At 34.9% G+C, this 25,540-nt stretch carries 22 protein-coding genes; 15 read left to right on the top strand and 7 right to left on the bottom strand.

Annotated elements, in window-relative coordinates:
• The first annotated feature begins 20 nt into the window (after positions 1-20).
• Entirely contained in the window at positions 21-689 is a 669-nt protein-coding gene (locus Q0L29_RS06755) for a 2-C-methyl-D-erythritol 4-phosphate cytidylyltransferase (RefSeq protein ID WP_296620177.1), read from the top strand.
• Positions 690-707: 18 nt separating this feature from the next.
• Here Q0L29_RS06755 and Q0L29_RS06750 read toward each other — a convergent pair whose 3' ends face one another.
• Both Q0L29_RS06750 and Q0L29_RS06745 read right to left on the bottom strand, forming a co-directional pair.
• Entirely contained in the window at positions 708-929 is a 222-nt protein-coding gene (locus Q0L29_RS06750) for a DUF2795 domain-containing protein (RefSeq protein ID WP_013454973.1), read from the bottom strand.
• Positions 930-1,039: 110 nt separating this feature from the next.
• The gene (locus tag Q0L29_RS06745) at positions 1,040-2,326 is read right to left on the bottom strand and encodes a DUF349 domain-containing protein (protein WP_296620172.1); all 1,287 of its coding nucleotides are present in this window, start codon (positions 2,324-2,326) and stop codon (positions 1,040-1,042) included.
• Positions 2,327-2,437: 111 nt separating this feature from the next.
• Between Q0L29_RS06745 and ettA the strand changes: the two genes are divergently transcribed.
• Positions 2,438-4,123: an energy-dependent translational throttle protein EttA gene (gene ettA / locus Q0L29_RS06740; RefSeq protein ID WP_296620171.1), complete on the top strand. Its 1,686-nt coding sequence runs from the start codon at positions 2,438-2,440 to the stop codon at positions 4,121-4,123.
• A gap of 139 nt (positions 4,124-4,262) precedes the next feature.
• Complete coding sequence (locus Q0L29_RS06735) at positions 4,263-5,447, top strand: aminotransferase class I/II-fold pyridoxal phosphate-dependent enzyme (RefSeq protein ID WP_296620170.1); 1,185 nt, start codon at positions 4,263-4,265, stop codon at positions 5,445-5,447.
• A gap of 490 nt (positions 5,448-5,937) precedes the next feature.
• Here Q0L29_RS06735 and Q0L29_RS06730 read toward each other — a convergent pair whose 3' ends face one another.
• Positions 5,938-7,002 (bottom strand): VOC family protein, encoded by a 1,065-nt coding sequence (locus tag Q0L29_RS06730; protein WP_296620168.1) that lies wholly within the window; start codon positions 7,000-7,002, stop codon positions 5,938-5,940.
• A gap of 215 nt (positions 7,003-7,217) precedes the next feature.
• On the opposite strand from Q0L29_RS06730, the gene Q0L29_RS06725 reads away from it, so the two are divergent.
• Positions 7,218-9,710 (top strand): M14 family metallopeptidase, encoded by a 2,493-nt coding sequence (locus Q0L29_RS06725; protein WP_296620167.1) that lies wholly within the window; start codon positions 7,218-7,220, stop codon positions 9,708-9,710.
• Positions 9,711-9,788: 78 nt separating this feature from the next.
• On the opposite strand, the gene Q0L29_RS06720 is transcribed toward Q0L29_RS06725, so the two are convergent.
• Positions 9,789-10,742 carry an NAD-dependent epimerase/dehydratase family protein gene (locus tag Q0L29_RS06720; RefSeq protein WP_296620165.1) on the bottom strand — a complete coding sequence of 318 codons (954 nt, stop codon included), beginning with the start codon at positions 10,740-10,742 and terminating at the stop codon, positions 9,789-9,791.
• Between the two features lie 191 nt (positions 10,743-10,933).
• Between Q0L29_RS06720 and hemA the strand changes: the two genes are divergently transcribed.
• The 7 genes from hemA to Q0L29_RS06685 all read left to right on the top strand — a co-directional run bounded on the left by hemA (position 10,934) and on the right by Q0L29_RS06685 (position 17,751).
• Positions 10,934-12,202, top strand: coding sequence for a glutamyl-tRNA reductase (hemA, locus tag Q0L29_RS06715; protein WP_296620163.1), 1,269 nt, complete (start codon positions 10,934-10,936; stop codon positions 12,200-12,202).
• Positions 12,203-12,241: 39 nt separating this feature from the next.
• Positions 12,242-12,400, top strand: a complete 159-nt coding sequence (locus Q0L29_RS06710) for a hypothetical protein (RefSeq protein WP_296620161.1) — start codon at positions 12,242-12,244, stop codon at positions 12,398-12,400.
• A gap of 27 nt (positions 12,401-12,427) precedes the next feature.
• Positions 12,428-13,114: a porin family protein gene (locus tag Q0L29_RS06705; protein WP_296620159.1), complete on the top strand. Its 687-nt coding sequence runs from the start codon at positions 12,428-12,430 to the stop codon at positions 13,112-13,114.
• A gap of 93 nt (positions 13,115-13,207) precedes the next feature.
• Positions 13,208-14,341: a M23 family metallopeptidase gene (locus tag Q0L29_RS06700; protein WP_296620157.1), complete on the top strand. Its 1,134-nt coding sequence runs from the start codon at positions 13,208-13,210 to the stop codon at positions 14,339-14,341.
• 61 nt (positions 14,342-14,402) lie between these two features.
• Entirely contained in the window at positions 14,403-15,053 is a 651-nt protein-coding gene (locus Q0L29_RS06695; RefSeq protein WP_296620155.1) for a DsbA family protein, read from the top strand.
• A gap of 158 nt (positions 15,054-15,211) precedes the next feature.
• Positions 15,212-16,957: an aspartate--tRNA ligase gene (aspS, locus tag Q0L29_RS06690; RefSeq protein WP_296620153.1), complete on the top strand. Its 1,746-nt coding sequence runs from the start codon at positions 15,212-15,214 to the stop codon at positions 16,955-16,957.
• A 98-nt stretch (positions 16,958-17,055) separates the two neighbouring features.
• Positions 17,056-17,751, top strand: coding sequence for a hypothetical protein (locus tag Q0L29_RS06685; protein ID WP_296620151.1), 696 nt, complete (start codon positions 17,056-17,058; stop codon positions 17,749-17,751).
• Here Q0L29_RS06685 and Q0L29_RS06680 read toward each other — a convergent pair.
• Genes Q0L29_RS06680 through Q0L29_RS06670 form a run of 3 tightly spaced genes read right to left on the bottom strand, consistent with a single transcriptional unit; the run spans position 17,699 to position 20,219 of the window.
• Positions 17,699-18,442: a ZIP family metal transporter gene (locus Q0L29_RS06680; RefSeq protein WP_296620150.1), complete on the bottom strand. Its 744-nt coding sequence runs from the start codon at positions 18,440-18,442 to the stop codon at positions 17,699-17,701. The two genes, Q0L29_RS06685 and Q0L29_RS06680, sit on opposite strands and share 53 nt — an antisense overlap.
• A complete protein-coding gene (locus Q0L29_RS06675) occupies positions 18,439-19,179 on the bottom strand; it encodes a bifunctional 2-polyprenyl-6-hydroxyphenol methylase/3-demethylubiquinol 3-O-methyltransferase UbiG (RefSeq protein WP_296620148.1) in 741 nt (246 codons plus the stop codon). The genes Q0L29_RS06680 and Q0L29_RS06675 overlap by 4 nt, the downstream gene beginning before the upstream one ends.
• Positions 19,180-19,181: 2 nt before the next feature.
• Positions 19,182-20,219, bottom strand: a complete 1,038-nt coding sequence (locus Q0L29_RS06670; protein ID WP_296620147.1) for an FAD:protein FMN transferase — start codon at positions 20,217-20,219, stop codon at positions 19,182-19,184.
• A 447-nt stretch (positions 20,220-20,666) separates the two neighbouring features.
• Between Q0L29_RS06670 and Q0L29_RS06660 the strand changes: the two genes are divergently transcribed.
• The 4 genes from Q0L29_RS06660 to Q0L29_RS06645 are packed head-to-tail and all read left to right on the top strand — an operon-like array spanning position 20,667 to position 25,300.
• Positions 20,667-22,127, top strand: coding sequence for a BatD family protein (locus Q0L29_RS06660; protein ID WP_296620143.1), 1,461 nt, complete (start codon positions 20,667-20,669; stop codon positions 22,125-22,127).
• Between the two features lie 23 nt (positions 22,128-22,150).
• Positions 22,151-23,227 carry a chorismate synthase gene (aroC, locus tag Q0L29_RS06655; protein ID WP_296620142.1) on the top strand — a complete coding sequence of 359 codons (1,077 nt, stop codon included), beginning with the start codon at positions 22,151-22,153 and terminating at the stop codon, positions 23,225-23,227.
• Positions 23,227-24,678, top strand: coding sequence for a dicarboxylate/amino acid:cation symporter (locus tag Q0L29_RS06650; protein WP_296620140.1), 1,452 nt, complete (start codon positions 23,227-23,229; stop codon positions 24,676-24,678). Before aroC ends, Q0L29_RS06650 begins: the two co-directional genes overlap by 1 nt.
• A gap of 25 nt (positions 24,679-24,703) precedes the next feature.
• Positions 24,704-25,300 (top strand): NifU family protein, encoded by a 597-nt coding sequence (locus Q0L29_RS06645; RefSeq protein WP_296620137.1) that lies wholly within the window; start codon positions 24,704-24,706, stop codon positions 25,298-25,300.
• Positions 25,301-25,540 lie beyond the last annotated feature (240 nt).

The raw sequence follows: 25,540 nt of genomic DNA, 5'->3' as shown, positions 1-25,540 counted from the left end.
AATTTTAAATTATAGAATTAATGAAAAAGTATGCAATCATAGTGGCAGGAGGGACTGGTAAAAGAATGGGGGAAAGTCTTCCTAAGCAATTTCTTAAGCTGGGAGGAACGCCTATATTGATCCATACTTTACAAGCTTTTTATACTGCAGATCCGGAAATAGAATTAATCATTACTCTTCCGAAAGAGGAAATCCAGTTTTGGGATGAATTGAATATTTGGCATCAGAATTATATAGAACATAAGGTTGTACCTGGAGGAGAAACACGTTTTCATTCCGTTAAAAATGCTCTTGAACATGTTAGCGAAGGCTTAGTGGCAGTGCATGATGGTGTGAGACCATTTGTTTCAGCTGGTTCCATAAATCAATCTTTTGAACAGGCAAGGAACCATAAAGCAGTAGTTACAGCTGTTTTGATGAAAGATTCTGTTCGGCAAGTGGATGAAAACGGAAAAAGTAAAAACATTGATCGGAGTTCATTGAGGATGATTCAAACTCCACAGACTTTTGATGTTGACCTATTGAAGTCTGCTTATAACACTCCTTTTAATTCCTCTTTTACTGATGACGCATCCGTTGTGGAGGCCTATGGACATAGTATCATCTTAATTGATGGTGAATATCAAAATATCAAGATTACGACTCCTGAGGATTTAATAGTTGCAAAGGCTTTATTAAAAGCAAAGTAAGCTAATGAGCTTACCTTGCTAATATTCATCTTCGTTAAAGAAGAAGTCTTCTTTTGAAGGGTAATCAGGCCAGATTTCCTCTATATTTTCATAGGGCTGTCCATCATCCTCTAATTCTTGTAAGTTTTCTACTACCTCTAATGGTGCTCCTGAACGAATTCCAAAATCAATTAATTCGTCTTTTGTGGCTGGCCACGGAGCATCTTCTAAGTATGAAGCTAATTCTAATGTCCAATACATATTATACCGTATTTTTTTGATGCGCAAAAGTATGATAAAAAATTATAAATCAAAGCTTTAATTGCATATGACTTTACATGCATACTAAAATAAAATGCGCAAAGTTCAAATTATTTTAAATTTTTGTTCAAATCACGGAGTTCTTCCATGATTTGTTGCTTTACGGTAAGCTTTCTTTTTTGTTTTTCATGCTTGAAGCCTACCAATTTATCCAACTTTTCTGTTCCTAAGTTAAATTTTTCTAAATTTTCTTCAAATACATTGAGCTCTCTTTGATCTCTTGAAATCAAATCTCTCAAAATACTCATCTTTAGTTTAACAGCGTCCTTTTCTTCTAAGTCTTTTTTTGCTTTTCTTTCAAATAAATTCTCTAAAAAGCTCTTCTCAAAAATGTAGTCATTTAAAGTGAAATATTCCTCATTTAATGACTTGTTAAACGTTTTTCCATAATTTTTCCATTTTTGTTGAATAGCTTTAGCTGCTTCCACAGCCTCGGAAGGATTCAATTTCTGGGCTTCCTTCAATTCTTCAATCAAAGCCAACTTTTCTTTATCATTGCCCTCTTTTCCTTTAGAATTATTACCTTTTATATTTCCTGAGTTTTTTCCAACTCGAGTGTATTTCTTAAATTCTTTTAAAAGATTAGCATATTTCTCTTTGGGAATATTTTCTAAAGATTTCCATTCCTCTACCAACGCATTACTTTTTTTAGCTAATTCATCAGCTTCTGATTTATCATCTTGTAGCTTTTTAGCTTTTTCAATCAGCGTTTCATACTGTTTTTCCCTTGCGGCCATCATCTCTTTCTTAGCTTCATGAAAAGCTTTTTTCTTCTCATAAAACTCATCGTAAACAGCCTGAAAAGTATTTTCTACTTCTTCTTTTTGGTCATCTTCCACTGCACCTACTCTGATCCATCTTTGGCGAAGTTCTTTCAGTTTTTCAGTAGCTTCTCTCCAATCAGGATTAGCAGCGTAACTTTTGGCTTCTTCAATTAGTGTAGACTTTACCTCTAAGTTTCGCTTTCTATTTTGACTGATGTAATCCTCCAACATCCTCTCCAACATCTCTAGACGATCTTTAAGTGCTGTGAAATCACCTATTCCGTCATAAGTTGATAAAGATTCTTTCAAATTCAGGACTTTCATCAAAAAGGAACCTTTGTTGTCCTCCGTTTCAATCTGTTGTTGAACTTTATCTACTTTTTCCTTAAGAGATTCGAAACGGTTCTGAAAAAACTGCATAGCAGTAGCCTCATCCTCCTTTACGTCTCCTATTTCTCTCTGCGGAAAACCCTCTTGTTCCTTTAAAATTACTTTTCCGCCTTCAATGAAAGCCAATTCTTGCTGTAAATCAGTCAAAATATTATAATTTGGTTTTTGTAAAATTTCATGCAAAATTAAATTTAATTTGCAATATAGCCATACAGTAGTTGTGTTATTAATGATGATATCACGTAATTTGATATTCAGTTCAATATAAAAGGAAAAATTAAGTAAAAAATAAATATGAGTGAGGAAAAAATAATTTTTTCAATGGCGGGGGTTTCCAAGATATATCCTCCCAAGAAAACCGTTTTAAAGGATATTTATTTATCTTTTTATTATGGAGCGAAAATAGGAGTTTTAGGTCTGAATGGTTCAGGAAAATCTTCCTTATTGAAAATTATTGCTGGAATTGACAAAGACTATCAAGGAGAAGTAGTAGCTTCTAAGGAATATACGGTCGGACTTTTAGAGCAGGAACCAGAATTGGATCCAGATAAAACGGTAAAGCAGGTAGTAGAAGAAGGTGTTGCCGAAACGGTTAATCTTTTAAAAGAATTTGAAGAGATTAATGAGAAATTTGCTGATCCTGAAGTTCTGGATAATCCTGACAAAATGAATGACTTGATTGAGCAGCAAGGTAAAGTGCAGGAGAAATTGGATCATGCTAATGCCTGGGAGCTTGATAGTAGGCTGGAACAAGCAATGGATGCCTTGCGCACACCGCCTGCTGATTCACCAGTTAAAAACCTTTCAGGTGGAGAAAAGCGTAGAGTAGCTTTATGTAGATTATTGCTACAAGAGCCTGATGTATTGCTTTTGGATGAGCCTACCAACCACTTGGATGCAGAGTCTGTGCATTGGTTAGAGCACCATTTACAGCAATATAAAGGGACTGTCATTGCTGTAACCCACGATCGTTATTTTCTTGATAATGTTGCCGGTTGGATATTAGAATTGGACAGAGGAGAAGGAATTCCATGGAAAGGAAATTATTCTAGTTGGTTAGATCAAAAGCAAAAAAGATTAGCTAAGGAGGAGAAAACTGAATCCAAAAGACAGAAAACCTTGCAACGAGAGTTGGAATGGGTGAGAATGGCACCTAAAGCTCGTCAGGCTAAATCAAAAGCGCGTTTGAGTTCTTATGAAAAGATGCTCGATGAGGAAGGTAAGGGCAAAGAACAAAAGTTGGAATTATTTATTCCACCTGGTCCGCGTTTGGGAAGTAAAGTGATTGAGGCCAATGGAGTAGCAAAGGCATATGGCGATAAACTTCTTTATGAAGATCTTAACTTTTCCTTGCCTCAAGGTGGGATAGTTGGAATTATTGGTCCGAATGGAGCTGGTAAAACTACTTTGTTTAAGCTGATAACCGGAAAAGAGGAAGCCGATGCAGGTACTTTTGAAGTAGGGGAGACTGTTAAAATCTCTTATGTAGATCAGGAGCATAATAATCTGGATCCTAGTAAGTCCGTTTGGGAAAATATTTCAGAAGGCAATGAATGGATTCAACTTGGAAACAATAAAATAAATTCCAGGGCTTATGTAAGCAAATTTAACTTTGCCGGAGCTGATCAGGAAAAGAAAGTAGGTGTATTGTCAGGTGGAGAGAGAAACCGAGTGCATTTGGCCATGTCCATTAAGCAGGAAGCCAACTTACTTTTGCTTGATGAGCCAACCAACGATTTGGATGTGAATACACTGCGGGCTTTGGAAGAAGGCCTAGAGAATTTTGCAGGTTGTGCCGTAATCATCAGTCACGATAGATGGTTTTTAGATAGAATTTGTACGCATATTCTAGCCTTTGAAGGCGATTCTCAAGTTTATTGGTTTGAAGGTAACTTCTCTGATTACGAAGAAAACCGTAAGAAACGACTTGGTGACGATGCAATTCCTAAGAGAATTAAGTATAAGAAATTAACTAGATAAACTAATTGATTTTTTGTTATTCAAAGCCCAATCTATTTCATAGGTTGGGCTTTTTTATTGAAGAATTTATCACTTTTAATTTTTTCAGTCTTATTATTAAGTAATTTAGTGAAAATTGTCCTTCTAAAATTAATCAATTATGCAGCCATCTTTACTAAAAAATAACAGAAGAGAATTTTTAAAGAAATTAGGACTCACAAGTATCCCATTCATTCTTCCCGGAGCTGCTTTTTCTAAAACTGTTGTCCATGAAAATATTAAATCTGATAGAAAGGTAAATTTTGAATATGATGGTATTTTCTTCTCGCCTCAAGAATACATTGAAAAATTGAAATTTATTAATGATAGTAATCCTATTGAAGGAGACATCTATGGTAATGGTGGTGCTACCTTGGCTTTAGAACAGAAGTTTGCTGAACTTACTGGTAAAGAAAAGGCTATCTATTTGCCTACAGGCACTATGGCGAATCAATTGGCTATTAAATTATTAAGTGGTGAGAAGACCAAAGTTATAGTGCCCGAAAATTCACATATTTATAGAGATGAAGCTGATGCAGCTCAAAGTGTGCATAGCAAACGTTTAGTACCTGTTAGAAACAATAAAGCTTATTTCGATGCATCTGATCTTGATCAGACTATCAATGAATTATCAAGAAATGAAGTATTTAAAAGTGGTATTGGAACTGTTGTAGTAGAAAACCCTGTAAGAAGGGCGGACGGTACTGCTGTGCCTTTGAATACAATCAAAGGGATTTCCGAGTATTGTAAGGAGAAAGGTTATAGAATGCACTTAGACGCAGCAAGAGTTCATTTTGCGGAAGCCTTTTACGGTATTTCTGTAAAAGAATATGCCTCACATTTCGATACAGTTTACATTTCTTTATATAAATATTTAAATGCTGCCGGAGGTGCTATTTTATGTGGAGATGCTTCCTTGATTGATGAGGTCACTCATCAGATTAAAATTCATGGTGGCACTATGTATCAAACCTGGAATAACACTTCCATGGCCTTACATTATTTAGATGGAATAACGGCAAGGTTTAATAAAATGGCGGATGCAACCCAAGTGATTGTAGGTCAATTAAATGCTTTGGAAGGAGTAGAAGTGCAATCAGTTCCTAATGGCACTAACATTTATCAAATGAGGTTAGTCTCTTCAATAGATGGCAACCTCCTTCAAGAGTATCTTGAAACTAATCATCAGATTTCAATTCGACCGCCAAATGAGAAAGGTGTAATCCGTTTGGCTTTTAATGAAAGTATTCTATTTCAATCTGTTGATGAAATAGTGAAAGCTTTTCAAAATGCTATATCTGCATAAAAATTGCACAAAGTATGTCTAATTAACTCAAATCACATTAAGTAATGGACCATGGATAATCATCCCGCATCCAGCCTGCTATTATCACCTCCTTTCCTATAATGTCGCTAATAGAAAAGGCTATTTATTCTTTAGGATTTTAGCATGTCCAATTATCGAACAATCCACCTAATCATCCTACATTCACACTGCTTCCAACTTCGAGCTTCATACTTCAGACTATTTCAATATCTCAATTCAAATAGCCGTTAGACGGTCCTCCTAATATCATTTTTCACTAACTGGTCTTTAATATTCTTAATGATGAATACCCGTCAAACGGCAATCTGTCATCCATCATCCAACACCCTTCTTCCGACTTCGAGCTTCTAACTTCCAGCTGCTAGTTCCGGTCTGATCTACGGTACTGACCTAATTACACTGATCCCGTTCCGACCTGCTGTCCCAATTTCCCCATCGGGGATTAAGAGGCTCTTTGGAGGTTAGGGGGCTAATCCTTCACCTCACTCATACCCATCGCTTTCAGCATAAATCCAGGCAATGGCTTTTTCGGATTCCTTTTCTGAAGATTTAAATACCAGCCTATTTTTTTCATAATCGGAACTTTATGGGTCTCCACAAATTCAATTAGTGTCCCGTCTGGATCTTCTATATAAGTAAAATGACCAGCAGCTTCTCCCATATCAAAGCTATTGGCAGAATCCACTGTAAAATTAAATCCTTTTGCCTCACATTCTTCTTTGAGTGCTTGCATGCCGTTAATGTCATAGCAGAGATGGATATATCCCAAATCTCCCCAGAATCTATTTTCGAATATCTTTTTTGGTTTACGGTTTGAGGCAACTACCAATTCAATTTCAGAAGCTCCTAAAAGTGGACTAAAAGCTCCCTCCATTGGTTTACTGTGGCGCAATAAAATCCTGGTCAGCTTTTTATCACCGCCCGGTACAGCTTTCAAATCATCAAAAACACCTTCTTCTTCATAAATCACAGTATCATATCCTAAAATGTCAGAATAAAGTGTGCGGGCTTTATCAATATCGCTTACTCCGATAATAGCACCATTTGGGCCACCTGGTAGATCAGTTTTTCTTTGCTGAAACCATGAGTTAGAAGTTACAATCTGGAAAATATTATCCCATGGATCTTTTACGAAAAAAGTAGGGGCTCCATATGGGTCTTTCTGTAATTCGCCTAAAACATTAAGCCCTCTTTTATTGAATAGTTCATAAGTGGCTTCCACATTTTTACTTTTCATTTTCGCAATATTGATCCCTAAATCACCTAATTGAGGTTCAAATTTAGGACCTTCAGGCTTCCGGGAGGTATATTGCCAAATCTCAAAACCACCTCCGCCTTGCATGTTGATGGCTAAAATGGCATGTCGGCTTCTAGGCTCACCTCCTGTATAAGGTAGCATTAAAGCAGCTTCGGCAGCTTCCTCAAAAACTGGAACGCTCATCCCAAAATTTTGTCTATACCACTTGAAAGCAGCTTGAACATCTGATACACCTATACCAATTTGCTGAATTCCACTGATTATTTTCCCGCTCATGATTTTACTATTTTCTAATTTTGGCTAAAATAATGGAAATCAATTAAACAGAATGAATATCTCCATAAAAATTATGATAAAGATTGACGGAGTTCTTATTAGATTAAACGTCAAGCCTAAATATGAATCCTCTATATTGAAAATCTGTTTTTAATAAAAAACCGTGTAAATTAGAAGCTTTAATTAATTGATTCAGGCTTATTAATCATTTCAATATGAAAAAAATATTTACAATTATCATTTTTAGTTTATTCTCTCAATTATTGTTAGCTCAGGAATTACAAAGCCCTGAAAGTAAATTAGGCTATTCCTTGGGTGATAAATTCACATTTCATCATCAAGTTGTTGATTATTTCAAGTATTTGGCTGAAAGTTCTGATCAGATTATTTTGAAAAAATATGGAGAAACTTATGAAGGAAGACCCCTTTATTATGCCGTGATTTCCTCGAGTGAGAACATAGATAATCTTGATCAAATACAGAATCAAAATATTGCGCAAACAGGCTTGGAAGGAGACTTGGGAACTGTCGCAGATAAGGCTGTAGTTTGGCTTAGTTACAATATTCACGGAAATGAAGCCTCTTCAACCGAAGCTTCTATGAAAACTGCTTATGAATTATTAAGTGGAGGTATGGGTAGTCAAGACTGGTTGGAAAATACTGTAGTTATAATAGATCCTTGTGTTAATCCTGATGGAAGAGATCGATATGCTAATTTCTACCGAAGGTATGGCGCGAAAAATTTCAATCCTAATTTGGATGCAGTAGAGCATGATGAGCCTTGGCCGGGTGGTCGCCCTAACCATTATTTGTTTGACCTAAACAGAGATTGGGCATGGCAAACGCAATCGGAATCAAAATCAAGAATGAAAGTTTATCATGAATGGATGCCCCATATACATGTAGATTTTCATGAACAATCTATCAATAGCCCTTATTATTTTGCTCCAGCAGCTGAACCACTTCATGAAGTGATCACCGATTGGCAAAAAGAATTTCAAATTCAGATCGGTCAAAATCATGCTAAATACTTTGATCAAAATAACTGGCTATACTTTACCAGAGAAAGATTTGATCTTTTTTATCCAAGTTATGGTGATACCTACCCAACTTTCAATGGTGCAATTGGGATGACTTATGAGCAAGCAGGGAATGGAAGGGCAGGCTTGGGTGCTTTAACAAATCTTGAGGACACCTTAACCTTAAAAGATAGACTAGAGCATCATTACACAACAGGGATGAGTACTATCGAAATTGCTTCCAAGAATGCTGAAAAGTTAAATAATGAATTTAGAAAATACTTTTCGAGAAATATTAACAGTCCAGAAGATCCATTTAAAACTTATATTATAAAATGGACGGAAGATAAAAAGCATGATATTGAAGCACTGCTTAACTTTTTGAAAGATCAAAAAATTGAAGTTGGGCAATTAGGAAAAAAGCAAAGTTTGAGTGGCTATAGCTATTTCAAAAGACAAGACGCTAATTTTAAATCTACGGAGAAAGATTTGGTGATTAGTGCTTATCAACCAAAATCAACTTTAATTCAGGCACTTTTTGATCCTAAACCTAATTATAGTGATTCACTAACTTACGATATAACAGCTTGGGCTATTCCTTATGCTTATGGACTGGAAACTTATGGTTTGAAAAACAAAATAAATTCTGAACCGATTGAAGAGCAACTTTATGAAAAGGAAAATTTACAGTCAGCCTATGCTTATGCTGTAAAATGGAATTCATTCAATTCAGCTAAATTTTTAGCGGAAGCACTTAAAAGGGATATTAAAGTTCGAATTGCCTATAAAAATTTGAAATTTAATTCTGAAGAATTTAAAAGGGGAAGCTTAATTATTACTCAAACCAATAATGAGCAAATTAAAAATTTGAATGAAGAGTTGTTAGAGCTTTCAAATGAATTTGAATTAGAGGTTTATCCAATATCTTCTGGATTTGCTGATAAAATATATGATATAGGTTCATCAGAGATACAATTTTTAAAGGCTCCGAGAATAGCTGTATTAATGGATGAGGGAGTGTCTTCATTAGCTTATGGTGAAATCTGGCATTTTTTCGAACAGTCACTGGATTATCCAATTCACAGTATTCGAGTGAACAGCTTTGATAGAACTAATATTTCAGATTACGATCAGTTAATTTTGCCTTCAGGCAGATATTCTAATTTATCAGAAGAAGGGAAATCAAAATTAAATGAATTTGCTAAATCAGGAGGGAAAATTATTGCAATGGGTTCTGCTATTTCATTATTCGCAGATCAGGAAAATGGGCAATTGAAATCAAAAGAGGCGGAAGCTTCCGAGGATGCTTTGGCTTTATATGAAAATGCGGAAAGAAAGCGATTGTCGAGCAGTATATTTGGGGCGATTTATGATGTTCAGTTAGATAATAGTCATCCGCTGGCATTTGGTTTATCTAATCAGTATTTCAGCTTAAAGACCTCCGGGAATGCGTACGATTACTTGCCAAAAGGGTGGAATGTAGGACTGATCAAATCAGATAGGAGTCATATTGCAGGCTTTGCAGGCTATAAAGCAAAACAACTACAACTAAAAAGTATGGTTTTTGGGGTGGAGTCATTTGGAAGTGGTGAAATTGTTTATTTACAAGATGACCCATTGTTTAGAGCATTTTGGCATCAAGGAAAGATGTTGTTTTCCAATGCATTATTTATGGTAGGGAATGATTAAGTTCTATTCTAGAAATAAGGGCTGTTTTTAGGTTGTAAAACTCAAAAGCAGCCCTTTTATTAAAATTTTTTGGTTTAATTAGAATTCATACTCAGGTAGTTTCTCCAAAATATCTTCCACCATATCTTCCAAAGTATATTGAGGTTTCCAATTCCAATCTTTTTGCGCTTGGCTGTCATCAATACTGTTAGGCCAGGTATCGGCAATTTTTTGTCTGTAATCTACATTATAAGTAATCTTAAAGTCAGGATGCTGTTTTTTGATCACTTCATAAATATCGTTTGGAGTAAAGCTTAATGCTCCCAGATTATAACTAGACCTTACGCTAATTTTTTCTGCTGGTGCTTGCATTAAATCAATTGTGGCTTTAATAGCGTCCGGCATATACATCATGGGTAGGTAAGAATCCTCTCTTAAATAGCATTCGAAATCTTCTCCATTTAATGCTTTGTGAAAAATATCAACTGCATAATCTGTAGTTCCACCACCAGGTAATGACTTATAGCCTATCAAGCCTGGGTACCTTAAACTTCTTACATCTACACCATATTTCTCATGGTAGTAAGCACACCATCTTTCTCCTGCTTGTTTGCTAATTCCGTAAACAGTGTTGGGGTCCATTACGCAATCTTGTGGAGTGTTATCTACTGGAGATTTTGGTCCAAATACAGCAATTGAACTAGGCCAATAAATTTTTGAAAGTTTTTTCTCTCTGGCAACTTCTAAAACATTTAAAAGACTTTTCATATTGAGATCCCACGCGAAAATCGGGTTTTGTTCTCCTTTTGCAGATAAAATGGCTGCTAGCATGTAAATCTCAGTGATTTTATACTGATCAACTATTTTATTCAGCTTTTCGGCATTCATAACATCTAATTGTTCGAAAGGCTCATTAGGTAGAGGTTCCTTTCTTGGGGCTTGAATATCGGATGCTATAACATTAGTGCTTCCATAAATTGCCCTTAACTCAGCTGTTAATTCAGTGCCTAGCTGACCATTTGCTCCTATTACTAATATCGTATTCGTTTCCATTGGTAAAATTTTGCACGAATTTCGTTATTTTATTTTGCTAAAAAAATAATTGGAATGAATTGACATTTTTATGTGTTGAATGGCAGTATAGTAAGCCTCCTTATTTAGAAAGATGATAAATAAGCAGAACTACTTACATCTATTTTATTTCCTGTGACTTAAAAGTTATTTTTGCGTATTCATCTAGAATTATGAAAGAAAATTTCAAAGCAATAAGTTTATCATTCAAAAATGCTCCTATCGAAATTAGAGAGCAAGTCTCTCTTAATGATGAGTCTATTGGTAGATTATTGAACTATTTCAAAGAGTTTACTTCAGTTTCCGATGTTTTGGTGCTCTCAACATGCAACAGAACGGAGGTTTATTATTTTAATGAAGAGGAGCTCTCAGAAGATGTTATTAAGTTAATTGGAATAGAAAAAGGTATACGTGATTTTGATTCATTTAAGCCTTATTTTGAAGTTATTAATAATCATGATGAGGCTGTTAAAAGACTATTCAGAGTGTCAATGGGTCTTGAAGCTCAGGTTGTAGGTGATATACAAATTTCAAATCAAGTAAAAAGAGCTTATCAGCTTTCAGCTGACTTACAATTAGCGGGTCCTTTTTTGCATCGTTTGATGCATACTATTTTCTTCACTAACAAAAAAGTAGTGCAAGAAACCCCATTTAGAGATGGAGCTGCTTCCGTATCCTATGCAGCAACAGAATTAGTCAAAACTTTAACTGCCGATATTAAAATCCCTAGAGTATTAGGAGTTGGAGTAGGTGAAATAGGAGAAGACGTTTGCAGAAACCTTGTAGGAGATACTAGACTTTCAGTTAAAATTACCAATAGAACAGAAGATAAGGCAAAACAATTAGCTACTGAATGTGATTTCGGAGTTCATCCTTATACCCAATTGTGGGATGGAGTTCAAGATGCGGATGTAATCATTTCTTCAGTTGGAGCATCGGAGCCAATTTTCACTAAAGAAAAAGTAGATGCCTTAAAGATTTTAAGCTTTAAGTACTTTATTGATCTATCAGTTCCGCGTTCTGTTAGCAATGAGGTGGAAGAAAACCCTGCCGCATTGGTTTATAATGTAGATAGCGTAAAAAGTAAGGCAGATGAAGCGCTGGAAAAACGAATTAAAGCTATTCCTCAAGTAGAGGAAATCATTGAAGAGTCAATAGAAGAGTTTAATGACTGGTCAAAAGAGATGGCGGTATCTCCAACGATCAACAACCTCAAAAAAGCATTAGAACAGATAAGACAGGAGGAACTTGCTCGTTATCTTAAAGAAATTGAAAGTGAAGATTGCAAAATTGTGGATAAGGTAACAAAGAGCATGATGCAGAAGATATTAAAATTGCCTGTTCTACAATTAAAAGCCGCTTGCAAAAGGGGTGAAGAAGAAACTTTAATAGGTGTTTTGAATGATTTATTTAATCTTGAAAAAGCTACTACAAAAAAGTAAATCAATAAAGCTTGTAGGATAAAAGCTTATCCTCTATTTTTGCCAATAAATTATAAAGAGAAAGATATGTTTTACGATATTCCGGTTACAGAAGGAGCCAATACATTTTTTTGGATATTAGTCACTCTAGTGGGCTTAGTAAATGCAATTGCATTTATTGATAAAAGAAATACTGATAAAGAGGAGTCAGAATCCTAATTTTGATTAACATTATAATGATATAGTATGAAAAGAATTTCCATAATTTTCATACTTTTTTTATGTCTCTTTTCTTTTAAAGAGATAAAGAGTCAATCCTACTTAGGTGTTAAAGGGGGTGTTAACATTCCCTTTGTGAATTTCACAGACTTCACTAATGTGCCTATTACAACCAGATTTCGTACTGCTTATTTTGTAAGTCCAAGTTACGGTATTTCTTATCGCTATATGCAGAGTGATAAAATAGGGATTCAATTTGATTTAAATTATTCAACAAAAGGTTGGGGCCAAAATACCTTAGATTTTACTAATACTGCTATTACAGAAATTAATTATTTAGAGCTTCCTTTTTATTTTCATTGGCAAATTTTTGGAACGAAGAAATTTAAATTTTTTGCTGATGCAGGAATCTATGTTGCCTGGGCATTAAGTGCATCCACAAGCATTGCAAACAATCAAGATTTAGATGAGATTCAAATTTATTATTCTGTGAACGAGGATAATAGAGGAGATTTTGGTGTGTATACAGGTGCGGGGTTTTCTTATGATTTTTCTCTATTTATCCTTCAGATAGAGGGTAGTTTTAAATCAGGTTTTGCCAATATTTTACCCGTTAATCATTTCGTAAGGGAAAATCCTTCGGTTTCTACAAATCAGGTTCCATCCGTTCAATTAAGTTTGCTTTTCCCTCTTTCTAAAGAATCGAAAAAATAGAAGAATTTAAAAGAAACTTTCCTATTTTCATTTTTACAAAACAAAACAACTGTTTTTACAGTGTATGATGTATTAGTTTTAAATGATTTCAACATGAAAAGGGTCTTATTTTTATTCTTCTCCATATTTTATTCGAATTTTCTTTTAGCTCAACAAAAGCCGATAAAAATTTTTTATGAAAAATCAGAAGAGGGCTTTTTCTTTTATGCAAATAACAATGAACAAGTCCCTTATACGGTTAAAATTAATTTTCAAAACTTAGAGAATCTTAAAGCTGAATCAGATGAGAGAAGCTTTATAAGAACTATTCCTGCTAAAGTTACCAATCAAAAAATATTAGAATTGAAAAAAATTAAAGAGAATAAAGGCACTTCATTTGACTTTAATTTTCTTTATAACATAGGTGATCCTTCACTAATAGTTGATGAAAATTATCCGTATCTGCTACCCTATAAACATGGGAAAAAAGCCAGAGTTGGGCAAGGTAATAATGGCTCAGGAACTCATAGAGGAATTAATGCGATTGACTTTAATTTAGAAATAGGAGATAGTGTTTTTGCTGCAAGAGACGGTTTGGTAATAGAAGTAAAAGATGGTTCTAATGAAGGTGGTGATGATCCTAAATTTGAGCCATATGGTAATTTTATTAAAGTTTATCATGATGATGGGACACTCGGCAGCTATGTTCATTTGGTGCAAAATGGCAGTTTAGTTAAAAAAGGAACTCAAATAAAAGAAGGTCAACTGATTGGTATTAGTGGGAATACAGGCTGGAGTTCGGGGCCTCACCTTCATTTTATGGTTGCTCAAAACATAGATTTTCAGAATATCACCATGCCTGTGAAATTTATCAATTATGAGGGTAAATTGTTTATCCCTAGAGAATCAAAAAGTTATTATGCATATCATCCTGGGAAACCTGAATTTGAGGTTGAAGATAGTTTTCAGGAATCAAAATTTGAGGCTGAATTTAAACCCTCTGATTTAAGTAATGAAATTGAATTTGACTCAGAGGAATATGGTGATTACGTATTAATTTATGTTAATAATGGAATGAATAGTGAAATGAGTGGAGTTTTGAAGTTACAATTGAAAAATCTGATAAGTACTAAAAAACTGCCTTATAAATTTACGGTTCCAGCTAAAACGAAGATGTATTTATTGGCATTAAGTCCTGATGACGAAGCCTCTTCTTTTGGTTATCAACTTTCAGGAGAATTTAAGTAGACTTTAAATCAAGTTACGTCCCCAATATCAACTCAATCACTCCTATAACGTATGTAACAACATGGAAAAAGCGAAATTACTATATTTTTACGACCCTTTATGCGGATGGTGTTTTGGATTTAGTCCGGTGATTAAAAAACTGGAAAAAGAATTTCAAGAAAAAATCGATTTTGAAGCTATTAGTGGTGGTATGGTGCTTGGAGATAGAATAAAGCCTTTGAGTGAGATGAAGGAGTACCTTCAGGAAGCTATGCCTCGCCTGGAAGAAATGACTGGTGTTAAATTTGGAAAACCTTATTTGGAGATATTGGAAGAAGGCACCCTGATGCTTAATTCAGAGTTGCCTTGCATAGCTATGACAGTTTATAAATCAATGACTAACAAATCTAGCATTGAGTTTGCATCTGCTCTACAATCAACTTTATATGAAAAAGGTATAAATCTTAATGAAGTTGATAATTATCAATTATTAGCAAAAGGTTTTGATTTACCCTGGGAAGTGTTCAAGAATAAATTGGAGGATCCTGCTTACAAAGAAAAAACATATCAGGAATTTCAAATTGGCCAGCAAATGGGAATAGGAGGATTTCCTTCTGTGGTTTTAAGTATCGGTAAGCAAGGGTATTTAATTGCACGAGGCTACAGGCCGGAAGCAGAAATGCGAGCCGTAATTGAAGAAATCTTGAGCAAGGAAATGACTGATTCCAAATAGTATAATTAATCAAAAATATTAGGGGATGAGTTCACAAAAGTGAAATCATCCCCTTTTTTATTCATTATTTTCTACTTCTTTAAATTCAATTCTAAAAACCACTTCATCAATTATTCTAATTGCTTACCTTTGCCCAAAATTTGAATTAAAATTTTATCATGCATAGGACACATCACTGCGGAGAGCTAAGAATAGAAAATAAAGGCGAAAAAGTAATATTAAGCGGTTGGGTACAGCGCGTACGTAATAAAGGAGGTTTACTCTGGATAGATTTGCGCGATCGTTACGGAATTACGCAGCTTTTATGTGAAGAGGGTAAAACAAGTGAAGATATTCTTAAAACTGCCCGAAAAGTAGGAAGAGAATTTGTTCTGCAAGCTAAAGGCGAGGTATTAGAGCGCTTTTCTAAAAATGATAAAATGGCTACAGGAGATATAGAAATATCTCTTGAGGAACTGAATATCTTAAATGCGGCTAAAACCCCTCCATTCACCATAGAGGATGATACAGATGGTGGAGAGGAATTAAGAATGCAGTACCGCTATTTGGATTTAAGAAGACCAGCTGTAAGGGAAAAGCTTAAGTTGCGTCATCAACTCATGCAGGCAACCCGTAGGTTTATGGATGGAGCCGGATTTTTGGAAGTTGAAACTCCTGTTTTGATAAAATCTACTCCTGAGGGAGCTCGTGATTTTGTAGTCCCTTCTCGCGTTCATGAAGGTGAATTTTATGCTTTGCCACAATCTCCACAAACTTTCAAGCAATTATTGATGGTATCTGGCTTCGATAAATATTTCCAGATTGTGAAATGTTTTAGAGATGAAGATTTACGTGCTGATCGCCAACCGGAATTTACTCAAATTGACTGTGAAATGTCCTTTGTAGAGCAAGAGGATATCCTGAATACTTTTGAGGGAATGGTAAAATACCTATTCAAAGAAGTGAAAGGAGTTGAAATTGACGATTTTGAAAGAATGACTTATGATCAGGCCATGAAGCTTTATGGCTCGGATAAGCCCGATATTAGATTCGGAATGCCTTTCGTAGAATTGAATGAACATGCTCAAGGTAAAGGCTTTAATGTATTTGATCAAGCTGAATTAGTGGTAGGAATAAATGTGCCAGGTGCAGCCGAATATACTCGTAAGCAGTTAGATGCATTAACTGAATATGTTAAGCGCCCACAAATTGGTGCAAAAGGATTGGTTTATGTAAAATGTAATGAAGACGGAAGTTTCAAATCCTCAGTTGATAAATTTTACAATCAGGAAGATTTGAAAACATGGGCAGAAGCTGCTGATGCCAAAACTGGTGATTTACTATTAGTTTTAAGTGGAGACATTGACCATACTCGAAAAGCGATGAATGAGTTACGTCTGAAAATGGGGTCTGAACTTGGTTTAAGAGATAGGAATGTGTTCAAGCCTCTATGGGTGCTTGATTTCCCTCTTCTGGAATGGGACGAAGAAACAAAGAGATTCCATGCTATGCATCACCCATTTACCAGCCCCAAAACAGAAGATATGGAATTTATAGAGTCTGATCCGGGGAGAATAAGAGCCAATGCCTATGATATGGTGATCAATGGAGTTGAAATTGGTGGAGGAAGCATCAGAATCCATGATAAATCTTTACAGCAGAAGATGTTCAAAGCATTGGGCTTTACAGAAGATGAGGCTCAAAAGCAATTTGGGTTCTTGATGGAAGCTTTTGAATATGGAGCACCACCACATGGTGGAATTGCATTTGGTTTTGATAGATTATGTGCGATGTTTGGTGGTTCAGATTCAATCAGAGATTATATCGCATTCCCTAAAAACAATGCAGGAAGAGATGTGATGATTGATTCTCCGGCTACTATTTCACCAGAACAATTAAAAGAATTACACTTAAGTATAAAATAAAATTAATATATTGTTCAACAGTTTAATTTTAACTGTCTAGTTCGCTGTTGTTTTTAGTTAGCGAACTATCAATTATGCGTTATTGAAATACTTTTAAATTGATTGAACATACCTATATTGAGTTTTTGGGATTGGAACTTGCCGACCCCTTAACTTTCATCAGTGATATTTTGATGGCTGTTTTTTGCGCCTATTTTGGTCACAAACTATTCCATAATTTCACATCAAAATACGCTAAATTAACAGCTTTCTTTTTCTTTTTTCTTGGTTTTTCTGCTTTTCTGGGGGGAACGGCACATTTACTGGATCTTTACTTAGGGAAAAACCCACATCTCATTGCCTGGACAATGCAGGGTGTTTCAATTTTGTCCTTTCAGTTGGCGAGTTTGAAATTATTAGAATCAGCTAAAATAAAATTTATTTTAAGTGCATTGATTTTTGCTTTTTTTGGAATTTTCATCTCTCAAATCCTAACTGTTCAACATTTCGATGTTGTAAAGGTAAATTCTATCGTGGGCTTAATAGGATTTGTGTCAATAATTCACATTTATAAGTATATTCAAGAAAGAGATTTTGTTTACATAAAAATTCCATTAGCCATTGCATTATTTGCTGGACCTGCAATGATTCACAGTTTTGATATTTATTTCAATAAATGGATTGATCAAAACGTAATAAGTCATTTACTTTTGCTGCCATGTTATTACTTACTGTATAGCTCAATAAGACAAGTGGCGATTACTAAAATGAAAACTCAGCCAATACCGCAATCAGTGCCCCTAGAAGAGAAATAAATAATTTCTTGAAATTAAAACTATGATCTGGGCTGCTTTCAAAAAAGATAGTAGTAGAAATATGCAGGAAGTTTCCGGATACAATAGCAAATAGTATAAGGAAAACTCTATCTGAGAAGATCTCCGCGTCATGTAAAATATGACTAAGTCCTAATCCCGCTGGGCTTGCCAAACTAAAAATAACTAAGATTAATACAGTTTTCCATTTAGTTTTTAAATGACAGATTAAGACTGACATTAGTGCAAATGCAGCAGGCATTTTATGCATCAAAATACCAAAAAACACAGAGTTTGTGCTGTCATGAGAGTGAATAGTATCAGGATGTGCCAGTAAAGTCCCTTCTAGAAAAGAATGTATGGACAAGGCAATTAATAATCCCAGCCACTTATTATGTCCGTGATGGTGATGGTCTTGAATATTATGCAAATGACCATGCTCTACGCCTTCAGAAAAGTATTCTAAAATCACCTGGATAAAAAAACCAGCTAATACATATAAACTGATATAAGCTACATTTTCCCCTTGTGAAAATATTTCAGGTAAAATGTGAATCACGGTAACTGAAAATAAATAAGCGCCAGCAAAAACTAAGGCCAGTTTAAAAAACGAATTATTCACTTTAGGAATAAAAAATACCAGATAACCTGCACCAAAAGTGAGTAAAAACAATATTATGGTGTTACTAATCATAATTTTTTTACAATAAATATCATTCGTTCGGAAGTTTCGGGCTCGTAATCATTTAGCTCATAATCACCAAAGGTTTGCATAAGCATAAAGTTAGCATTTCGGAAGAATTCTAAAAAGCATAATCTTCTGATAGCTTTAACCCTTTCTTCAAACTCAAACTCTTTACCATCAGCCTTAAAATTGATTTCTTTACTAATATTTTCCCCATCAAAATGTCTTTTGAGATGAAACTCGATGCCATCTATAGTTTTGACTTCTTCTTTCACTAGATTATGAATTACTCTATATGGGTTTAAAAAGTCTAAAGTAAAGACACCTCCTGATTTGAGTGAATTTGAAATCGAGCTAATGCATTTTTGATTTTCTTTCTCAGATTTAAAAAAACCAAAACTCGTAAACAGATTAAAAGCGTAATCAAAATAATTTTCCTTTAAGCTATTGCGCATATCTTGTACATGAAATTGTAATTTCTCATTTTCATGTGCTTTTGCTAATTCAATATTTCTATCTGAAATATCGATTCCTTCTACTTCAAAACCTTTTTTATTCAAGAAGATGGAATGTCTTCCGCTTCCACAAGCCACGTCCAATAACTTTGCGTCTTTCGGTATTTTTAAATACTGCAGTAAATTCGTTAAGAAAAATTTTGCTTCATTATCATCTCTGTTTTTGTACAGGATATGATAATAGGGAGAACCAAACCACTCATTGAACCATTCTTTTTTATCTTCAGTCATAATTAAAGAATGATATTCCCCCCTAAATTCTCAGTATTGTATTGCTGTAAATCACCATTCTCATCCTCATAAATGAAAAAAGCTTTAAGGTGATTTTGGGTTGTTAATATTTCTTTTGCCTTTTCCAATCCAGTTACCATAAAAGCAGTAGACCAAGCATCTGCTTCCATGCAAGTTGGCGCAACCACTGTTGAGCTTATGATATCCCTTTGAATGGGATAGCCTGTTTTTGGGTTGATGCTGTGTCCATATTTTTTACCCTCATGGACGAAAAATTTTCTGTAATTACCTGATGTGGATATCGCTTCATTGTCTAATTTAATAATGGCTACTCTTTTAGCTTGTTGTCCTTCTTCTGTTTTTGGGTCATCAACGCCTATAGCCCATAAATCCTCATTTTCATTCTTCCCTTTAACTCTTAATTCCCCGCCTAGCTCAACCATCATGTTTTCTACACCTCTGGATTTTAGAAAGTCAAATACTACATCTATAGAATATCCCTGAGCAATGGCATTAAAATCAAGTGATACTTTTTCCTTTTCTTTAACAACTCGCTGCTTGTTGAAATCAATGTATTCAAAACCTACATATTCTTTTATTTCTTCTATTCGGCTACTGTCTGGGAAGTCCGTTTTTTCAGGGCCAAATCCCCAGGCTTCAATTAATGGGTAAACTGTAGGGTCAAATGCTCCATCAGAAGCCTTATATATTTCTTTTGATTTCTCTAAAACAGGATAGAAATAAGAGGATTCAAACTGAAAATGGTCTGATTTATTAAATCTCACAATCTCTGAGCTTTTCACATAGGTAGATAAGCTAAGATCAAATTGATGCAAAATCGAATCTACTTCTAGTTTCAGGTTTCTATTTTCTACATCTGAATAGGTGATGTTGTAGGTTGTGCCTTGTGCTTCTCCTGAAATAAAAATGTAGGGTAATTTTTCGGTTTCAGATTTTTGGCTGTCTCTGTAAAACCAAAACATAGCAACTACGGCAATTAAAATCAATGAATAGATTGAATTTTTCTTCCTATTGTTCATGTTAATGTAATTTGAAGCGAAATTACATTAAATGCAATTGAATTGCGAATGGGAGAGGAGATTTTTAAATTGAGTGGGAATAAAAAAGCCACCTATAAGGTGGCTCATATAATTAAATAGTTTGGAAATGTTTGTTTAACACATCACGGTACTTAGAACTAAAATTTCTGTAGCACCATTCCTTCAACAAATTCAGCTCGTGTTCAACTAACAGAGCAATAGCTTTTGCCAACTCTTTTTCAAATAAACGCTTGTCGAAACTCACTTTTGAAAGAATTGATTTTGCATAATCTAACATAGCTATTATGGTTTGGGTTGTAGTTATTACTTTAAAGAACTTAGTTTTTTATGGTATCCTGAAAGTAGTAAAAATTTATTAAAATCGAAAATTAAACACTAATTTTAACGTTCGAATATTAAAAGTATTTGAATTAAATTACGATAAATATGAAGTTTAGGTTAATATATTTTTCATTTATATTTTCAATATTGTTTTGTAGTGGTTTTGGACTTTTAGCTCAAGATATTTCTATTGAATTAGGTCCTGATAGGATTGCTTTGAATGAGGCTTTTACCATTACCGTAAAGGTAGAGGGAGAGACTTTGAAGTCTTATGATAAGTTCCCCGACATATCAGGATTAGTTAAAAGAGGAACATCCAGCAGTTCATCAACCAATATTTTTAATGGGCAGGTGACTAGAAGTCAAAGTATTACACAAACTTATGTGCCTGAAAAAGAGGGAATTATCAATATCCCCCCTTTCAATATAAATGTGAATGGAAAAGTCATTAGCTCGCCCGGAAAAAAGGTAGAGGTGGGGTCGGCAAAACAGCAGAATCAAAACAGAAGATATGACCCTTTCGGGAGTGACCCTTTTGAAGATTTCTTTGGCAGAAGAGATGAGCCAGAAGAGTTTGTAAATTTAAAAGAAGAGGCATTTTTTGCCTTAACTACCGATAAAGATGAAGTTTATATTGGAGAGGGCGTTAATACTACTCTTGCATTTTATGTTTCTAATGAAAATAGAGCACCGCTTCAGTTTCATGATTTAACTAATCAGCTGACTGATATTTTACGTAAAGTAAGACCTAATAATGTTTGGGAAGAAAATTTCAATATTGAAAATATTAAAGCAGAACCAGTCAATATTGGAGGAAAGCGTTATAGTGTTTATAAAATATTTCAAGCTACTTTTTCCCCATTAGGGGAACAGGATATTGTTTTCCCGAAAGTAGGTTTGGAAATGATTAAATATCAAGTAGCTAAGAGCAGAAGTTTTTTTGGTCAGAATAGGAAGGAAACTTTTAAAACATTCTATTCTAAACCCAAAACTGTGAAAGTTAAACCATTACCTGATCATCCATTAAAAGACCAGGTTTCGGTAGGGAATTATGAATTATCTGAAAATATTAATTCCACTGAATTGAATACTGGAGAAAGTTTTCAGTATGAGTTTGAGATTAGGGGAATTGGAAATATTTCAGGAATTGCTGAGCCTCAAGTAAATAATCAGAAAAATTTGGAAATTTATTCTCCTGATGTAAGTGAGAATATTAGAAGAAGTGGAGTGTCAGTTAGGGGGTCAAAAGCTTTCCGATATTATATGATACCAAAAGAGCCAGGAGAATATGATTTGTCAGATTATTTCCAATATATATTTTTTAATACCTCATCCAATAAATACGATACTTTAAAATCTGACTATAGGATCAAAGTTAGTGGGGAAAGCATGGCAAATGTAAATATTGAACAAGCTTCTTCTGATGGTTTATTTTATGATAGAATCGATGAAGTTTCTAATCAATTACAATCTCATCAAACCACTGAAATATGGAAATGGGTATTTAATATATTTCTTATAGTGGCTTTTTCACTTTCATTGTTCATCTTACTGAAAAAGTCCTAAATTGCGCATCAATTTTTCTATAAATGAGCAATAGTTTCGGTAAAATCTTCAAAATCACTACTTATGGTGAATCTCATGGGGTGGGAATAGGCGTCATCATTGACGGTTGTCCTGCTGGAGTGAAAGTAGATGAAGCATTCTTGCAATCTGAAATGCAACGCAGAAAGCCGGGTCAATCTAAAATTACCACGCAGAGAAAGGAAGAAGATGAAGTAGAAGTTTTATCCGGTATTTTCGAGGGAGTAACCACAGGAACCCCAATTGCTTTAGGAATCCGAAATACCAATCAGAAAAGTAAAGATTACTCACATATTAAAGATAGCTATAGACCTTCTCATGCAGATTATACTTATCAAGAGAAGTATGGCGTAAGAGATTACAGAGGAGGGGGCAGAAGCTCAGCAAGGGAGACAGCGGCCAGAGTAGCAGCAGGAGCAATAGCCAAGATGTATCTGAAGCAATCTGGTATTAATGTTCAGGCGTATGTTTCTCAAGTTGGAAGTTTAAAACTTAAAAGATCATATTTACAAATGGATTTGAGCAAGGCGGAAGAAAATATTGTACGCTGCCCTGATCCTGAAATAGCTGAAAAAATGATTCAGCATATTGATGATACCAGAAAAAATAGAGATACCATTGGCGGTATAGTGACTTGTGTTGTAAAAGGAACACCGGTAGGTTTAGGTGAACCTGTATTTGATAAATTGCATGCAGTATTAGGACAAGCTATGTTAAGTATTAATGCCGTAAAGGGCTTCGAATACGGAAGTGGTTTTGAAGGAGTGAAAATGTATGGCTCAGAGCATAATGATGCTTTCAAAACTGAAGATGGAAAAGTAAAAACTTCGACCAATCATTCCGGTGGCATTCAAGGAGGTATATCTAATGGGCAAGATATTTACTTTAATGTAGCTTTCAAACCTATTGCAACGATCATGAATGACCAGGAGAGTATTGATAAAGAGGGGAATAAAGTAACAGTAAAAGGAAAAGGCAGGCATGACCCGTGTGTGGTGCCAAGAGCAGTACCTATTGTAGAAGCAATGGCTGCTTTAACGATTGCGGATTTTTTGTTGAGGGCTAAAACGAATAAAATTTGATGAAAAAATTACCATTACATATAAAAATAATTATTGGCTTGGTGTTGGGGGTCGCATGGGCCTTTATCTCTAGCTATTTGGGATGGAACCAGTTCACAATAGACTGGATAGATCCTTTTGGTACCATATTTATTAGAGTATTAAAAGCAATTGCAGTTCCGTTGGTCTTGCTTTCTATTATTAGTGGTGTTTCCAGTTTGACTGATATCAACAAACTGGGGAAACTCGGCTTAAAAACCCTTGTGTTTTATTTAATGTCTACTGTGCTTGCGGTTGGTATTGGTTTAACACTTGTGAATTTAGTTCAACCAGGTAAGTTTGTTAATGAAGAACAAAGAGTAAAGAACAGAATTAAATACGAACTATGGGTAAGTGAAAATCCTGATGTTCCTCAACCAAAAGACGGAAGATCTTTTTTAAAAGAGCAAGAGTATCAAGATTTAGTGAATTCCACAATGAATGAGGGTGCAATGGATTCATTGAGAAATGTTGCTGAAGCTTCCAATAAGAAGGTAGACCAATTGTCTCAATCTGCTGAAGAAACCAGTAATAAAGGACCCCTTCAGTTTTTTGTAGATATGGTGCCCGAAAATGTCTTTGGAGCCTTTAGCAATAATGCCAACATGTTACAAGTTATTTTCTTTGCATTGTTCTTTGGAATATGTTTGGCAATGTTACCAAATGATAAAGTTGGAGGTGTTATCAGTTTCGTAAATGGTGCCAATGAAGTCATTCTTAAGATGGTGGATATCATTATGAAAGCTGCACCATTTTTTGTATTTGCTTTATTGGCAGGAGTAATTGCGAAAATGGCGGATACGCCAGCTCAGGTATGGCAAATTTTCAAAGGATTGGGAAGTTACTCCATTACGCTTTTGGTAGGCTTACTATTCATGATATTTGTGTTATATCCATTGATAGTCTCGCTATTTATCAAAAAGTTAACGTATAGAGAATTCTTAAAAAGAATAAGTCCGGCTCAATTTTTAGCTTTTTCAACTTCCAGTAGTGCAGCTACCTTACCTGTTACCATGGAGTGTGTGGAAGAAAATATGGGAGCGTCTAAGAAAATTAGCAGTTTTGTACTTCCTATTGGTGCAACTGTCAATATGGATGGAACCAGTATGTATCAGGCTATAGCAGTGGTATTCTTGGCGCAATTGCACATGGTTGACTTAACATTGGGTCAGCAGTTAACTATTGTTTTAACGGCTACTTTAGCCTCTATAGGATCTGCAGCTGTACCAAGTGCAGGATTGGTGATGATGATCATAGTTTTAAATTCAGTAGGTTTAAATCCTGCCTGGGTAGCTATTATTTTTCCTGTAGATAGAATTTTGGATATGTTCCGAACTGTGGTGAACGTTACAGGCGATGCGACTGTTTCTACATTAATTGCTAAGTCTGAAGGTGAACTTAATGTTCCTGATGACGTACCTGCAAATAAATAATTTGAAAATAACTTAACTAAATAAGATGAGTGAGCAGACACAACAACCTGTTACCATTTATATGGAAGCCAATCCGAATCCGAATTCATTGAAATTCGCTACCAACCAAATGTTGGTACCTGAAGGTGATTCTTTTGATTTTCCATCTATAGAAGATACAAAACAAGCCCCGTTAGCGGAAATCCTTTTCAAAAAGGAGTATGTTGATAGAGTTTTTTACATGAGTAATTTCATTACGGTTACCAAAAAACCTGAATACGAATGGGTTGAAATCCAAAATGAAGTTAAAGGAATTATTAAAGAATTTTTGGAATCAGGCCAGCGTGTAGTTGAATTGAGAACACAAGATTTTTTTGAGCAACCTAATACAAGTGAAAATGCGGAGTTAGAAGAGCAGATCAAAAATATCTTGGATGAGTACATCAAGCCCGCTGTAGAGCAAGACGGTGGAGCTATTTCTTTCCATTCTTATGAAAAGGATAGTCAAAAGGTAAAACTTTTGTTGCAAGGTGCTTGTAGTGGATGTCCTTCTTCTACCATTACATTAAAGGCAGGAATTGAAAATCTTTTAAAGAGAATGTTGCCTAATGATGTGAAAGAGGTAGAGGCAGAAGGCGTATAAATTTAATATTGAAATCTTTAGGCAGTCATTTGATATAAATTCAATGACTGCTTTTTAATTTTTTAGCCAGATTTTATAAAAGACCTGTCAGGTTTTTTTTAATAACCTGAGTTCGATTCTAATTTAGGATTCAGAACGCCTGTAAATAGTGAGTTTCAACTAAAAATTCTGAAGCAATAGCGGGCTATTGTAAGGAATTTTTAGGAAGAAAATCGCTGTTTAGAGGTGGGATAGGAAAAG

Origin of the sequence: Marivirga sp. (assembly GCF_024636815.1) — a bacterium.
Classification (GTDB): domain Bacteria; phylum Bacteroidota; class Bacteroidia; order Cytophagales; family Cyclobacteriaceae; genus Marivirga.
Note: the sequence above shows the minus strand (reverse complement) of the source record. Positions and strands in the feature narration are given on the sequence as shown.

Excerpts from the sequence above, each read along its gene's own strand:
- Q0L29_RS06755 (WP_296620177.1), top strand. The coding sequence starts at position 21 with ATGAAAAAGTATGCAATCATAGTGGCAGGAGGGACTGGTAAAAGAATG.
- Q0L29_RS06750 (WP_013454973.1), bottom strand. The coding sequence starts at position 929 with ATGTATTGGACATTAGAATTAGCTTCATACTTAGAAGATGCTCCGTGG.
- ettA (WP_296620171.1), top strand. The coding sequence starts at position 2,438 with ATGAGTGAGGAAAAAATAATTTTTTCAATGGCGGGGGTTTCCAAGATA.
- Q0L29_RS06735 (WP_296620170.1), top strand. The coding sequence starts at position 4,263 with ATGCAGCCATCTTTACTAAAAAATAACAGAAGAGAATTTTTAAAGAAA.
- Q0L29_RS06730 (WP_296620168.1), bottom strand. The coding sequence starts at position 7,002 with ATGAGCGGGAAAATAATCAGTGGAATTCAGCAAATTGGTATAGGTGTA.
- Q0L29_RS06725 (WP_296620167.1), top strand. The coding sequence starts at position 7,218 with ATGAAAAAAATATTTACAATTATCATTTTTAGTTTATTCTCTCAATTA.
- Q0L29_RS06720 (WP_296620165.1), bottom strand. The coding sequence starts at position 10,742 with ATGGAAACGAATACGATATTAGTAATAGGAGCAAATGGTCAGCTAGGC.
- hemA (WP_296620163.1), top strand. The coding sequence starts at position 10,934 with ATGAAAGAAAATTTCAAAGCAATAAGTTTATCATTCAAAAATGCTCCT.
- Q0L29_RS06705 (WP_296620159.1), top strand. The coding sequence starts at position 12,428 with ATGAAAAGAATTTCCATAATTTTCATACTTTTTTTATGTCTCTTTTCT.
- Q0L29_RS06700 (WP_296620157.1), top strand. The coding sequence starts at position 13,208 with ATGAAAAGGGTCTTATTTTTATTCTTCTCCATATTTTATTCGAATTTT.
- Q0L29_RS06695 (WP_296620155.1), top strand. The coding sequence starts at position 14,403 with ATGGAAAAAGCGAAATTACTATATTTTTACGACCCTTTATGCGGATGG.
- aspS (WP_296620153.1), top strand. The coding sequence starts at position 15,212 with ATGCATAGGACACATCACTGCGGAGAGCTAAGAATAGAAAATAAAGGC.
- Q0L29_RS06680 (WP_296620150.1), bottom strand. The coding sequence starts at position 18,442 with ATGATTAGTAACACCATAATATTGTTTTTACTCACTTTTGGTGCAGGT.
- Q0L29_RS06675 (WP_296620148.1), bottom strand. The coding sequence starts at position 19,179 with ATGACTGAAGATAAAAAAGAATGGTTCAATGAGTGGTTTGGTTCTCCC.
- Q0L29_RS06670 (WP_296620147.1), bottom strand. The coding sequence starts at position 20,219 with ATGAACAATAGGAAGAAAAATTCAATCTATTCATTGATTTTAATTGCC.
- Q0L29_RS06660 (WP_296620143.1), top strand. The coding sequence starts at position 20,667 with ATGAAGTTTAGGTTAATATATTTTTCATTTATATTTTCAATATTGTTT.
- aroC (WP_296620142.1), top strand. The coding sequence starts at position 22,151 with ATGAGCAATAGTTTCGGTAAAATCTTCAAAATCACTACTTATGGTGAA.
- Q0L29_RS06650 (WP_296620140.1), top strand. The coding sequence starts at position 23,227 with ATGAAAAAATTACCATTACATATAAAAATAATTATTGGCTTGGTGTTG.
- Q0L29_RS06645 (WP_296620137.1), top strand. The coding sequence starts at position 24,704 with ATGAGTGAGCAGACACAACAACCTGTTACCATTTATATGGAAGCCAAT.